The 13,599-nt window shown below is 71.7% G+C and carries 12 protein-coding genes; 3 read left to right on the forward strand and 9 right to left on the reverse strand.

All coding sequences use genetic code 11. The features are described from left to right. Positions 1-278: 278 nt before the first annotated feature. Together AB0J69_RS50600 and AB0J69_RS50605 are read left to right on the forward strand one after the other, a co-directional pair. The gene (locus AB0J69_RS50600) at positions 279-2,687 is read left to right on the forward strand and encodes a DUF4132 domain-containing protein (RefSeq protein ID WP_364133601.1); all 2,409 of its coding nucleotides are present in this window, start codon (positions 279-281) and stop codon (positions 2,685-2,687) included. A 97-nt stretch (positions 2,688-2,784) separates the two neighbouring features. Further along, positions 2,785-3,033, forward strand: a complete 249-nt coding sequence (locus AB0J69_RS50605; RefSeq protein WP_364133604.1) for a hypothetical protein — start codon at positions 2,785-2,787, stop codon at positions 3,031-3,033. Positions 3,034-3,111: 78 nt separating this feature from the next. On the opposite strand, the gene AB0J69_RS50610 is transcribed toward AB0J69_RS50605, so the two are convergent. Together AB0J69_RS50610 and AB0J69_RS50615 are read right to left on the reverse strand one after the other, a co-directional pair. After that, a complete protein-coding gene (locus AB0J69_RS50610; protein WP_364133607.1) occupies positions 3,112-3,525 on the reverse strand; it encodes a 2Fe-2S iron-sulfur cluster-binding protein in 414 nt (137 codons plus the stop codon). Further along, positions 3,522-4,016, reverse strand: a complete 495-nt coding sequence (locus AB0J69_RS50615) for an alcohol dehydrogenase catalytic domain-containing protein (RefSeq protein WP_364133610.1) — start codon at positions 4,014-4,016, stop codon at positions 3,522-3,524. Before AB0J69_RS50615 ends, AB0J69_RS50610 begins: the two co-directional genes overlap by 4 nt. 163 nt (positions 4,017-4,179) lie before the next feature. Here AB0J69_RS50615 and AB0J69_RS50620 point away from each other — a divergent pair, with 163 nt between their 5' ends. Then, positions 4,180-5,079 (forward strand): helix-turn-helix transcriptional regulator, encoded by a 900-nt coding sequence (locus tag AB0J69_RS50620; protein WP_364133613.1) that lies wholly within the window; start codon positions 4,180-4,182, stop codon positions 5,077-5,079. A 1,175-nt stretch (positions 5,080-6,254) separates the two neighbouring features. Here the strand turns inward: AB0J69_RS50620 and AB0J69_RS50625 are convergent. From AB0J69_RS50625 to AB0J69_RS50655, 7 genes are all read right to left on the reverse strand, one after another. Next, positions 6,255-7,061, reverse strand: a complete 807-nt coding sequence (locus tag AB0J69_RS50625) for an alpha/beta fold hydrolase (protein ID WP_364133616.1) — start codon at positions 7,059-7,061, stop codon at positions 6,255-6,257. Position 7,062: 1 nt separating this feature from the next. After that, a complete protein-coding gene (locus tag AB0J69_RS50630) occupies positions 7,063-7,602 on the reverse strand; it encodes a hypothetical protein (RefSeq protein ID WP_364133618.1) in 540 nt (179 codons plus the stop codon). A 1-nt stretch (position 7,603) separates the two neighbouring features. Continuing rightward, on the reverse strand, positions 7,604-8,797 hold the full coding sequence (locus AB0J69_RS50635) for an NAD(P)/FAD-dependent oxidoreductase (RefSeq protein WP_364133621.1): 1,194 nt from the start codon (positions 8,795-8,797) through the stop codon (positions 7,604-7,606). A gap of 12 nt (positions 8,798-8,809) precedes the next feature. Beyond that, complete coding sequence (locus tag AB0J69_RS50640) at positions 8,810-9,565, reverse strand: hypothetical protein (protein WP_364133623.1); 756 nt, start codon at positions 9,563-9,565, stop codon at positions 8,810-8,812. Positions 9,566-9,682: 117 nt separating this feature from the next. After that, positions 9,683-10,327: a response regulator transcription factor gene (locus AB0J69_RS50645; RefSeq protein WP_364133626.1), complete on the reverse strand. Its 645-nt coding sequence runs from the start codon at positions 10,325-10,327 to the stop codon at positions 9,683-9,685. Continuing rightward, positions 10,318-11,784, reverse strand: a complete 1,467-nt coding sequence (locus AB0J69_RS50650) for a histidine kinase (RefSeq protein WP_364133629.1) — start codon at positions 11,782-11,784, stop codon at positions 10,318-10,320. Before AB0J69_RS50650 ends, AB0J69_RS50645 begins: the two co-directional genes overlap by 10 nt. A gap of 1,071 nt (positions 11,785-12,855) precedes the next feature. Next, positions 12,856-13,476, reverse strand: coding sequence for a hypothetical protein (locus AB0J69_RS50655; RefSeq protein WP_364133631.1), 621 nt, complete (start codon positions 13,474-13,476; stop codon positions 12,856-12,858). Positions 13,477-13,599: the final 123 nt, after the last annotated feature.

Consider the following 13,599-nt stretch of genomic DNA (forward strand, 5'->3'; position numbering starts at 1 on the left):
GAGAAGCGGCGCGACTTCACCGTCGACTGGGTGCACCTCAAGCTGAACGACCAGGCCCAGCGCACCGTCCTGTGCAAGGACCCGTTCCGCAGCGTCGACGAGCGGGTGGACAAGCTCATCGCCGGCATGTGACCGAGCGGCCGACTGGCATCGCGTCAATGACCACGCCACTCTGCGTCTGTACGGGCACCAGACGCGCGCCGGCCACGACGCCCTGCTGGAGGGCGCCGTCGCCTTGTGATCGAAACCGTCGGCCCGTCTCCCTACACTGGCCCTCCATGACCACTGTGACGCCGGGCATGGAGCGGGTGGACGCGCTGATGCCGCTGATCGAGGCGGGGCGCGCCGGGGAACTGGCCGACGGGATCGCCGCCCTCCACCGCGAGGACCTGGGTATGGGCTTCTGGTTCGACGGCGGCCCAGGTGAACGGCTCAGGGACGCGGTCACGCGGGCTCCGGCCGCCTTCCGCGTGGAGGTGGCCACACGCCTGCTGTCCCGTCCTGATGGCGAACGCGTCGCCGGCACGGCCGCGATCATCACCGACGACGTCACCGACGCCTGGACCCCCGAGGCGGCCGGGGCGTTCCTCGACGAAGCGGCCCGCCAATGGACGTACTGCCACGGCAGGCTCTCGTTCATCCTGCGTTGCCGGCTCGACGCCGGCCACACCCTCACTCCGGAGCAGGTCGCGGGCGTCCGGCGGGTGGCCCTGGTGGGGTGGAGGCGCGAGGTGGTGCTGGCGCCGCTCGTCGAGCTGCTACGGTCACCCCTGCTCAACCCGGGCGAGCCCTGGGCCGACCGGATCCTGTCCGAGGAGCTCGACGAGACGTGGACCGCCCTGCTCGAACACACGCTGACCGCGTCGGGCTCCAAGCCGTCCGCCAGGTGGGCGCGCACCGCGCGCACCCTGATGGACCAGGCCGGCGCGGAGGAGGCCAGGGCCCGCCTCACCGGCTGGCTGGCCCTGGTCGGCGGCCCTCGGTCACTGCCCATGGACGGCTACGAGCACCACACCGATCCGCACAACGCGGTCGCGCTGCGCGGGCTCATCTGGCTGCTCGGCTGCCTGCCCGCACAGCCCGGCACCAGCCGGATGCTGGCCGCGCTCGCCGAGTCCGCCCTGCGCAAGGTCCCCCACCTCGGGCCGCGCCACCCCCCGACCGCCACCTCCGCGATCCACGCCCTGGCCCGCCTCGACGGCGACGACGCCCTGGGGCACCTGGCCCGGCTGGCGGTCACCGTGACGCACAAGCCCACGATGAAGGTCCTGGGCGGCGTCCTCGATGCCAAGGCCAGGGCGCTGGGCGTCTCCCGCGATGAGGTGGCGGAGCTCGGCGTGCCCGGCTACGGTCTGACCGAGGTCGGCCGGCTCGTCCGGACCGTCGCAGACGCCACCGCCGAGCTGACCGTGACCGCCGGCAAGGCGGCCCTGAGCTGGCGCAACGGCAGGGGCAGAACGGTCAAGTCGCCGCCCGCGAGCGTCCGCTCCGGACATGCCGAGGAGCTCGCCGCCCTCAAGGGCGTCGTCAAGGACGTCAACAAGATGCTCACCGCCCAGTGCGATCGCCTCGACCGCATGTTCCTCGCCCAGCGGTCCTGGACGTTCGCCACCTGGCGGGCCCGTCACCTCGACCATCCGCTGCTCGGCACCTTGGCCAGACGGCTGATCTGGCTGGTAGGCGGCGTCCCGTGCCTGTGGGCCGGCGGCGCGTTACGCGACCTCGACGGCGCGCAGGTCCGCCCGGCCCCCGTCGCGGACGTCCGGCTCTGGCACCCGATCGGCCGCGACCCCGACGAGGTGCTGGGCTGGCGGCACCGCCTGGAGCGGCACGAGATCACCCAGCCGTTCAAGCAGGCGCACCGCGAGGTATACCTGCTCACCGAGGCCGAGCGGGCGGCGGGCGGCCACTCCGCCCGCTTCGCCGGCCACGTGCTGCGCCAGCACCAGCTCCACGCGCTGGCCCTCGCCCGCGGCTGGCGCCACGACCTGCACATGGCGGTCGACGGATCCTTCCCGCCCGCCACCCGCGACCTGCCCGGCTGGGGCGTGCGCGCCGAGTTCTGGTGCGGCCCCGACCACCGGAACGGAGACTGGACGCCCTCCGGCGCCTACCTCCACGTCGTCACCGGCGAGCTGCGCTTCTACCCGCCCGGTGCCGAGACGCATCACGACGGCTTCATCGACCCCCGCCACTCCCCGCCGCTGCCGCTCACGGAGATCCCGCCGCTGGTGTTCAGCGAGATCATGCGCGACGCCGACCTGTTCGTCGGCGTGGCCAGCGTCGGCACCGACCCCACCTGGCAGGACGGCGGGCCGGGCGGCGCGTCCCGCGACTACTGGACCTCCTACGGCTTCGGCCCGCTCTCGGCCACCGCCCGCACCCGCCACGACGTGCTGTCCCGCCTCCTGCCTCGCCTCACCATCGCCGACCGGTGCTTCCTCGACGACCGGTTCCTCCATGTACGGGGTGACCTGCGCTCGTACAAGATCCACCTGGGTTCTGGGAACGTCCTGATGTCGCCGGTCGACGCCTACCTGTGCATCGTGCCCAAGATCGGGAGCGGGGCGCAGGTGTTCCTCCCGTTCGAGGGCGACCAGGTGCTGGCCGTCATCCTGTCGAAGGCCATGATGCTGGCCAGCGACACCGCGATCCGCGACCCCTCCATCACCGCGCAACTGCGCTGATCCGGTCTCCGCGCCCGGCGCTGGCCCCGTCCGGGCATGGACGTACGCTCCGCACGCTCCCCGAGGAGGAGTCCAGCCGTATCCCGAGGAGGGTCGCATGATCGTAGGGGAGGAGCGCCAGGGGCCGGTCGCCACCGGAGCGATCAGCAGGCCGGAGGCGGGCAACGCCGTCGATTGCAAGACCGCCGACGCGCTGACCGAGGCGTTCATCGAGTTCGAGTGCTCCGACGCCGCCGTGGCGGTACCGGTGATGTCGTGCAGCGGATGGGCACTGATATCGATCAGCTCGCCGGGACGCTCGACGTTCTCGCGCATCAGGTCGATCAGGGTGCTGCCGGCGATGTAGCGGCCGCCCCGCCGGCCGCCGTCGAGCGCGCCATCGACATCGGCGGCCTTGGTGTAGGAGAAGGGATGCATCCGGACCTCACTTTCCGGCGGCGGCCTGCTCGACCGCGCTGGCGATCTTGGTGTAGCAGCCACGGCGGCAGATGTTGCCGCTCATCCACTCCCGGATCTCCTCCGGCGAGTCGGTGCGGCCTTCCCGGATGCAGCCGATGCCGGACATGATCTGGCCCGGGGTGCAACAGCCGCATTGGAAGGCGTCCTGCTCGATGAACGCCTGCGGCAACGGGTGCAGGTCGTCGTCCTCGTCCGGGGTGAGCCCCTCGACGGTGGTGATCTCGGTGCCCTCTCGCCGAACTGCCGGCGTCAGGCTCGCGTTGACCCGGCGGCCGTCGACTGCGCGCCCCACAGGCCCCGGCGTCGCAGCCCTCTTTTTGTGCCGCCGCCCAAGCTGTTCACGCGGAAGGTCCAGCAGCGAAGTCCGGTTGCCGATCATCGCGCATGCCGTTCACCGTTGACGATCAGCGAGACGCGACCACTGAGTGGCGCCTCCGTGGCGGCCGCCTCCTGCGGGGCGGTGAGAGACGTCCCTGCGATCCGGCCGCCCGCGACGACAGCACCACCGACCGCCGTACTGACCGCGATGAAGGAGCGCCGATTGAGCGCCGAGGAGGGCTCGTCAGCTGTGGTGGGGGCTGGAACAGCGGAAACGGGGCGTTCAGCGGAGATGGCGAACGGCGCCACGACCAGGTCGCCCCGCGTGAGGGTGGTCACCTCCGGGCCGGTGTCCTCGACGATGCCGATGAACTCGTGCCCCATCCGGGCGGGGTCGTCCTCCGGCTTCATCGAGCCGTACGACCACAGGTCGCTGCCGCAGATGCAGGACGCGGTGACGCGGACCAGCACGTCGGTGGGCAGCTTGATGACCGAGTCGGGGACCTGCTCGACGCGGACGTCGCCGGCGCCGTACATCAAGGTTGCACGCATCAGGAGTTCTCCGTTTCAGAGGGTTGCTTCTCTAGTGGTGCAGGGTTGCGTCCAACGTGCTGATCCCAGGCAACCCGCCTGGCCGCACGCGAGGCAGAGCGCGTATATAGGGGGGACAAGCTCAACCCCCTTACCGCCGCCACCTGCGGCTACCGTGGAGGGCATGGACCACCGGCCCGACCACCGCGCCCAGATCCGGGACTTCCTCGCCACCCGGCGCGCCAAGCTCACCCCGGAGCAGGTCGGGCTGCCCACCAGCGGCCGGCGCCGGGTTCCCGGGCTGCGTCGCGAGGAGGTCGCGGTGCTGGCCGGTGTGAGCACCGAGTGGTACACCCGGCTGGAGAAGGGCCACATCAGCGGCGTGTCCGAAGAGGTGCTCGACGCGGTGGCCCAGGCCCTGCGCCTGGACCAGGACGAACGCACCTACCTGTTCGACCTGGCCCACGCCGCCCGGCCCGCCCGCCGCGCGCCCTCGCGCCGCAAGGACGTCCAGGTCCCGCCGCGGGTCCAGTGGCTGCTGGACTCCATGACGATGTCGGCGGCGTTCGTACGCAACGGCCGCCAGGACATCGTCGCCTGCAATGCGCTGGCCCGGGCCCTGCTCGCGCCGGTCTTCGACAGCCCCACCACCACGCAACACGGCCGCGCCAACATCGGCCGCTATGTCTTCCTCGACCCGGGCTCGCAGCAGTTCTTCGTCGACTGGGACGAGGCCGCCGTCGTCAGCGCCGCGCTGCTGCGCGCCGAGGCCGGACGCGAGCCCCATGACCGGGCCCTGCGCGACCTCGTCGGTGAGCTGTCCACGCTCAGCACCGAGTTCCGCAGCCGGTGGGCCGTCCACGACGTGCGTATCCGCCACGACGGCAGCAAGCGGCTGTGGCATCCTCAGGTTGGCGACCTGGAGCTGACCTACCAGTCTCTCGAGCTGCCCATGTCCAACCGGACGGTGTACGGCCTCACCATCTACACCGCCGAACCGGGCAGCACCTCCGAAGAGCGGCTCAAGCTCCTGGCCAGCCTGGCAGCCACCCAACCGGCACACCCCACCAGCCGGCCGCGTTGACCGCACGCGCAGCTCGCTGCCCTGGCTGAGCGAGCCGCCACCGAGGTCGGCCGGGTGCATGTCGAGCCGGCGGGTCAGCTAGATGATGACCTTGACGGGGAGCCGGTCGAGGGATTCCAGCTGCATGGTGTGCAGGAGGGCGCCGCGCAGCCGGTCGGTGGCAGTGGCCCGAGTGCCCTGCTGGGATCCCATCAGCAGGTCGCCGGCCTGCTGGTCCTCCTCGTCGCGTGGCGCGCCGACTTCGATGGTGTGTGTTCGGGTGAGGTGACGGTGGAGCCGTCGGGGGCTTTGCAGAGGGCGCGCAGCCGGTACGTGCCGGCCGTGGGGAAGGAGCGGCCGACGGCGCCGTAGCCGAGGTGGGCGCGGCCGGTGTGCGGGCAGATGTCGCCGGCAGCCGGGCGACGCGCGGGGACGGGGCGCCGTTCGGACAGGAACAGCGGGCCACGAGTGCGTGAGCTGCCGTCGGGCAGCCGGAGCAGTCGGGGCAGCAGGTGGGCGGTGCCGCTGGTCCTCGAGCAGGAATCGTCCGGTGAACCGGGGTTACTGTCACATCCGTTGACAGCTCGGGCGGCAGTGCACGCAACAGCCGAGACACCCTGGTCTTCCTCACGATCCCCTGCTCGTTGGCTCGGCCAAGACCTCAGCGAAACTCGTCGTCCCCGACCGCAACTCGGCGAGAAGCTCGCCACGCACGCGCCTGGCCTCCGCGGCTTTCGCCAAGGCGTACGCCCGCTGTTCAGGGGTCAACGCCGTCAACGCCATCAGACGCCCCCTCCTCATAGATCAACTCGTCACACCTTCCCGCCGCATTCCAAGCGAGGGACTCGAGCCAATCATTGAGCTGGGCCGGGCCGCGCACCGTTTCGATGGTGCCGCCGTCGATGCGGGCAAGGTCTCCTGCTCGAGGGGTTCGCCCATCGCCCATTTCGGGCCCGGCTGTCCTATCCGTTGCGCGGCCACGTTGGCCTCGGCCACCTCCCAGCGGATCAGCTTGCCGCTGGCGGCCCGCATCAGCTGCTCTCCACGCCGCGGCCGCGTTCGAGCAGCTCGGCAGCGCGGCGACCGTGCGGAAGCCGGTCCGGCGCAGGTCCGTGATCCGGATGGAGGGCAGCACGCAGGCGCTCCAGATCCGCGGCGACGCCAGCTGGCCCGGTTCCGTGAAGTCGGCCACCGGGTCAAGCACGCCGGTCCAGGAAGGCGAGCGTCTCATCCTGCACGAGGCCGGACCGCTGTTTGGGCAGGCCGTGGCCGCTGTGATCGTGGATGTGCAGGGTCGCGCCGGGGATGGCGGCGGCGGTCTCCCGCAGGTACGCCGCAGGGAAGAACGGATCCTCGGCGCCGCCGATGAGAAGCGTCGGCATCTCCAAGGAGGGGAGCCGGGTCCGGGTGTCGTGGGCCAGCACGGCGGCGACGGTGGTCTGGAAGTCGGCCTGGCGGGTGGCCGGCGGCGTCGCGCCTCCGGTCAGCGATCCCGCCAGCCGAGCGAGGCGCCGCATGGCGGCACCGTCGACCGCTGCGGTGGCCAGGTCTCCGCGTAGCCGCCGCCACCGGCCGGCGGCGGCCAGGTCCAGCCAGCGGCGGCAGATCTCCTCGCCGGCCGGTGCGAGCCGGGCCCCCGTGACGACGAGCACGAGACGTTCGACCAGGCCGGGATGGTCGAGCGCCAGGTGCTGGGCCACCATCCCGCCGGTGGACATCCCGATGATCCGTGCGGGCCCGATCTCGTCGCCGATGAGCCTGGCGTAGTCGCCGGCGATGTCGCGGGTGGTGGCCCCGGCGGGAAGCCCGTGGCCGCGCTGAAGGATGTAAACGGTGTGGGTACCGGCGAACCGGCGGAAACCGTGGGTGTAGGCCTGCGCGGTCAGCGTACCGGGCACCTCGTTGTCCAGGGCGAGGCCGGTCAGCAGGACCAGGGTGTGCGGTCCCGCGCCGAAGCGCACATAGGGAAACCGGCCGCGGAGCAGTCCGGATGCGGTGGTCATGTCAGGCCGTCCTTTCCGGCAGGGCCGGAGCGGACCGGCGCCGGTTGAGCCGGCGGCCCGCGACCACGATGGCGACGTTCACGGCGGCGAGCCCGGCCAGGGCCGGTGTGAGGTGGGCCAGCGCGCCCTGCGTGTCACCGAAGAAGAACGTCCATGCGATCTTGAACAGCACGGCTCCGTTGATGACGACCAGCGCCCATCCGATCGATCGCCGCCACAGGGCCAGCGCCAGGGCGGCGAACACAAGCGGCACGAGCAGGGCGATGGCGACCTTCGCGGCCGTCCACTCCCCGAGCAGGTAGTCGCGCTCGGCCCGCAACATGTCCACGACCGCGGGGGCGGGCCGGTGGGGCGCGGGAAACCAGGCCATGCTGGTCGTCAGCGCGACCAGGGTGAGGACGATCCCGGTGAGGCTGCGTTTGTAGGCGAAGTAGCAGAACGGCAGCAGGAACAGCGGCCGGACGTACCAGCTGAGGATGTTGTGATGACGGTCCCAGGCCCAAGTTCCGAGGGCGTCGAGCCATTCGGCGATCGATGACATGTCACGTCCTTTCAAGCGGTCGGACCAGCGCGTCCCTGAGCAGGCGGGGGTCCTCCTGCTGGGCGATGCGGGCCTGATGGGCGGTCAGCGGGCGCAGGCGGTCGAGCAGGTGCAGCCCGCGATCGCGTACGGCCCGTCCGGCCGGGCTGGTTATGGCGCTGAGCCGGGCGAGCCGGTCGGCCGCGTCCTGGACCTTGCGCACCCGGGGACGCCGGCGATCCTCGTAGCGGCGCAATGCCCCGGGGCCGCCGGCCGCCAGCTCGATCGACAGCACGGCGGCGTCCACGATCGCGCTGTTGGCGCCCTGGCCCAGGGTCGGGGCCATGGCGTGGGCGGCGTCGCCGAGCAGCACGAGGCGGCCGTCCGCCCACCGGGCGCAGTCGATCCTGGTCACCGCGTTGACCAGCAAGGCGTCGAAACCCGGCACGCGGTCGAGCACGGCGGCGCTCGGCGGCAGCGCGTCCGCCCAGTGCCGCCGGAAGGTGGCCAGGTCGCGCCGGGCCAGGGCCTCGGCGACGGCCGGAGCGTGGGCGGCGGCGTAGAAGTAGGTGCCGCCGCCGATCGGCGCGCCGCCGAACAGGCCGAGCGGGGTCCAGTATTCGCCCTCCAGCCCCAGATCGTCGCCGTCCACGATGCCGCGTACATAGGTGGTGCCGGTGTCACGCGCGACGGCGCCGAAGTCGCCGCCCGCGCGGACGATCGATTGGGTGCCGTCGGCGCCCACCACCAGCTCGGCTTCGATCGTGCGCGTGAGGTCGTCCCGGTCGCGGTATTCGACCGTGCCGTCGGTGCGGGCGGTGCTGACCTGGCAGCCGAAGCGCGTGTCGATCGCGGGGTCGGCGCGGACCGCGTGCAACAGGCTTGCGTACAGGGTGCCGCGCCGTACGGCGAGGGCGTGATCCTGGCCGGGACCGAAGTGCGGCAGGGTCGCGTTGACGATGGGCCGGCCGGTGGCGGTGCGGACGACCGCGCCGGTGAGCCGGTGCCCTTGACGTTCCAGGCTCTCGGCGAGGGACAGGGCGTCGAGCACGGCGAGGCCGTTGGGCTGCAGGAGCAGCCCGGCTCCGGCCTCGCCGGGTTCGGGTACCCGCTCGATCAGCGTGATGCGGGCGCCGGACGCGGCCAGCAGCAGGGCGGCGGCGAGTCCGCCTATGCCGCCGCCGACCACGGCCACGTGGCGGTCATGGATGGCCATCACGGTTCCCGATCAGCCTTCGCCACCGGGCTGCGGCGTCTGCCTCGGTCGGCGTCGGGGGACGACGGCCAGGGCGACCGTCCCGATGCCCATGAGCAGCAGTAGGGCGCCGACCACGAACGTGACGGTGACGGCGACGCTGACGACGGGCACGGTCATGCCGACGCTCAGATCGGCCCGCACGCCCGCCGAGCCGTCGGCGTTCATGATGACGGCGGCCCAGTCACCGGAGCCGATCTGCCAGGTCAGCGTTCGCGCTCCGGTCCCGGTGTCGGAGGCGACCCAGAAGTTCTGCACCCCGGGCGCTGTGGCGGGCGCGCCGCCCTGGCGTTCGGTGTAGCTCACGCCGAACGGCCCGAAGTCGAGGTCGCCGATGTCGTCGTGGTTCACCTTGCTGAGATAGGCGGCCACCTCGTCGGCGGGGCCGATGCCGACGAACAGCGGCTTGGCGTGGTCGCGGGGGTCGAGCTGGATGCGCATCTTGCCCAGCACCTCCTGACCGAAGAGGGCGTCCGGCGGGACGGTGCGGAAGTCCAGCGACGGCGCGGCGATGGCGTAGGTGTCGGTGGTGAACCGTCCGGGTCCGGCGGTGAAGAATCCGTCGTCGGCCTGTTGCCGATCCACCACGAGTGCGACGCCGGCGCCGCCCAGCGTGATCAGGCCGGACATGGCGAGCAGAATGCCGATGAGGATGACGGCCATGCGGCCTGCGCTCAAGGGGCGGCGGTTGATCGGGCGGGACGTGGGTGTTGCCTCGGTGATGGTCATGGTCGGCGGCTCCTCGCTGGAACGGCTTGTTCGCCGTGCCATCACGCTCGCAGCGGGAAGCGATAAGGGTAAGCCGGGCGGCTGGCCGCTGAGGGGGCCGGTTTTCTGGTGTCCCGCTCAGGTGCGCAGGAACAGCAGGACTGCCAGCACCCGGCGGGACTCGCTGCCGGTGGCCGGGAGACCGAGCTTGCCGAAGATGCTGGACACGTACTTCTCCACCGCGCGCAGCGTGATCACCAGCCGGTCGGCGATGCCCTGGTTGGAGGTGCCGACGGCCATCAGTTCGAGCACATCGCGTTCGCGTGGCGTCAGCTGGGCGAGCGGGTCGTCGCTGCGCCGCCGGGACAGGAGCGTGGAGACGATCGTCGGGTCGATGGCCGAGCCGCCCGCCGCGACCCGCCGTACGGCGTTGAGGAAGTCAGGGACGTCGCTGATGCGGTCCTTGAGCAGATAGCCGACGCCCTCCGCGGAGTCGGCGAGCAGCTTCATGGCCAGGCCGAGCTCGACGTACTGCGACAGCACCAGCACCCCGATGCCGGGGTGGGCGGCGCGGATCTCCATGGCGGCCTGGATGCCTTCGTCGGTGTGCGTGGGCGGCAGCCTGATGTCGACGATGACCACGTCAGGGAGCTGGACGCGCATCGCGTGGCGCAGCTCGTCGGCGTCGTGGCAGCGGGCCACTACGTCGAAGTCGGCGTCGGCGAGCAACCGGGCGAGGCCTTCCCGCAGCAGCACGCTGTCTTCGGCGATCGCTACCCGCATGGCATCTCCGCTCTCACCCGGGTGCCGTCGCCGTGTGGGGTCCACACCCGCAGCCGCCCGCCCTGTGCCTCGACGCGGTCCGCCAGCCCGCGCAGGCCGCTGCCGCTCTCGGTGTCGGCGCCGCCTACGCCGTCGTCCACCACCTCGACCACGAGCTGGTCGCCTACCCGGGTGACGTCCACGGTGGCGGAGCTCGCCCGGGCGTGCTTGCCGATGTTGGCCAGGCTTTCGCAGACCACGTAGTAGGCCGCGACCTCGACCGCCTCGGCGAGCCGGTCGTCCAGCTCGACGGTCAGGCGGATCGGGACCGGCGCCCGCGCGGCCAGCGACTCCAGCGCCACGGCGAGGCCGTGGGCGGTGAGTACGGCCGGATGCAGGCCGCGCGCGATGTCGCGCAGCTCTGCCAGGGAGATCGTGACCTCGTCGCGGGCCTGGGCCAGCAGGGCTCTGGCGTCGGCGTCGCCGTCGAGCCTGGTCTGCAGCATGCCCAGGTTGAGTGACAGGGCTACCAGCCGCTGCTGGGCGCCGTCGTGCAGGTCGCGTTCCAGTCGCTGCCGCTCCTTCTGGCCGGCCTCGATGACCCGGGCCCGCGATCCGCGCAGCTCCTCGACGTTGGCCCGCAGCTCGGCCTGCAGTCGGCCGGTGTGCAGGGCGAGGGCGGCCGCGGCGGAGACCGCCTCCAGCAGTTCCGGCTCGTGGGTGAGCGCCGGGTCGTGGACGAGGGCCGCCACCTGCTTGCCGTCCTGCTCGATCGGCGTCACCCCGGTCCGGTCGGCAGGCAGCTCCACGGGCTTGCCGTCCTGGTCTGCCCAGCTGCCGAACTTCGGCAGCCAGTACACCAGCGACAACGACGGATCACGCAACGCCCTGGCCAGCGGCCCACGCAGGTCCGCGGGTTCCGCCCGCAGCTCAACCACGAGATCGCCCACAGACACCCGCGCCAGCCGCGCCTGGAGCAACCCGGCCAGGAAAGCGACCGGCGCCAGGCCGAGCACTGCCAGGCTGATCTGCTGGATCGTCGGGAAGAAGAGTTCGGCGAACACCCCGACCAGGAGGAGGAGCGCGATCATCACCAGCGCCAGCGCGGAGGCACCGATCATCAGCGCGAGCGGGCGTCGCGGCGGCCGCTCCCCAGCGCGGCGCCGCCCGGCCAGCAGCGCGACCCCCGTCAAGGCGACCCCACCGATCAGGACCAGCTCCACCTGGTAGATCCCCTGCGCCAGGACCGGCGCCTCGACGAGCCGCAGTACGTGCGGCTCCAAGCCGCCCAGCACCATCACGGCGAGCTGGACGCCGGTCGCCGCCACATAGGCGATGCCCATAAGCGCCCGCTCCAGCCGCCCGGCCAACCGGCCTGTCGGGAACGCCAGGAACACGTGCACGATGAACACCAGCGGCAGCAGGTCCAACGCCTGCCCGATGGTGTGCGCCACGGCGTTGCCGGACGGGTACAGCATCGACGTAAGTGAGGAAAAGCCCGTTACGATCATGAGCGGGCCGAGCCGGTTGGCCGGCCTGCGCCGCCACGCGATCAGGCCGCTGACGGTGTACGACAAGGAGATTCCACACAGGAGTGTCGCGTTCAACGGGTTGGCGCCGACGGCCACCGCCAGAACGATCGAACCGGCCAAGCCAGCCATGAGCGCGACGGCGAGAACGGCCAGCAGAGGCCCCGGTGCCCGTGCCCGCTGGGGGGTTACTGGCATCCATCACCCCTCTCCCAACGGTCGTGCAGGGCGACGGCCAGGATGAAGGAGGCGTCGCGCACACGCTACGCCCCCTGGCGACCGCCTGCCAGGGCTCTTGGCGGCGAAGAGATACCAGAAAACCGCCCCCCAACCGGCCAGCAGCCCGCCTTACCCGCCACGCCCCTGGCCTGCCAGCGTGAACAGTAACGAGAAACCGCCAGGGAGCCGCAATGAAGACCCGGGTCATCCAAGACGACCCAGACGACGAGCCACCGCTCGACCTCCAAGAAGCCCAGTGCGAGGAGCCCGACCCACCGCTTCCCCCCGGTGACCCGACGCCCTCCCAGCCCGCCGGGCAGCAGGCAGTAGCGGACGATCGTCCACCCGGGAGCGGCAAGACCTGAACATCTCCGGCTCAGGGCGGTCGTGACCCGAGACCAGCCCCGGAAGGGGCCATGCCATGACACGGTCACGCCCTCTGACCGTCAGCTAGCCAACCGCCCTCCTGCACCAGCGCCTGCAAGGCCAAGGCGGCGCGGCCCCGCGCCGCCGTCGGAGCCGGCCGATCAGGACGCCCATGCGGTACGGCGGCACGTGCGCGCGCCGTGGTCATCGCCTTACGCGGAACGGAGGGCCGCCTGGCTTCCCGGTGTGCCAGATGGCCAGGCGGCCCCTCCGTGCCGGGCAAGGCGGGGTGCTGTCAAGAACTGTGCGTCGAGCCGCCGGCCCGTGCCCGAGCGGGGGTGGTCGGCGGCTCGATTTCTGCTGCGGGCGGCTGGGGGATGAGCCCCCGGCCTGGACGACAGGGCTTGCCGCCGATCGCGCTGGCCGCCCTGGGCATCATGACCGCATCGTCCACAGGCCGGCCCAGGTGAGGGCCAGCCCCAAGGGCACACCCAAGGGAGGCTGTCCCATCAGGACGGCGACGGCCCCTGCGGCGATGACGGTGATGGCGATGGCCTTGGGCAGGGCACCGGCGCGCAGGCAGCTGGCGCCGAAGAGCACCCATCCGACCGCGAAGAGCACGTATGCCGAGCGTCCGCCGGCGAGCAGCACGCCCGAAGTTCCGTGCCCGAAGATCTGCGGCGCGGTCTGGGCGATCCATGGGCTGGCGAATCCCTCGAACCAGTAGTCGCCCGCCAGATGGACCGTGCCCAGCAGGACGGTGATCAGCGCGGTCACGCCGAACCAGCCCGCCCGCGCCGCCTGCCGCTGGTAGATCGCCACGGCGGCGACGACGAGCAGGGCCATCGCGATGAACTGGGCGATGGCGTTGCCGACGTAGAGCGGGTCGGCGAGGGTGGCCGCCCAGTCGCCGACGTCCAAGGTGGCGATCTGGACGAGTTGGGTGAGGGCCAGCGCTAGGCCCGCGGCCAGTGTGAGCGGACCGGCCGCCCTCGCTAATGGCAGTGTCTGGCCGGTGGCGACAGCGGTGGCGACAGGCTCGGTTTGATTTGTCATGGCTCCTCCAAGTGAGCGACAAATCCACCGTCGCACCCGGTATCGCACACGATAAGGCGGGAAACCCCTTGATGCGGGGGCCGGTTTTCTGGTGGGCCGCGTCACCCGCCCGCCGGATCACCC

Origin of the sequence: Nonomuraea sp. NPDC049709 (assembly GCF_040674815.1) — a bacterium.
GTDB lineage: Bacteria > Actinomycetota > Actinomycetes > Streptosporangiales > Streptosporangiaceae > Nonomuraea.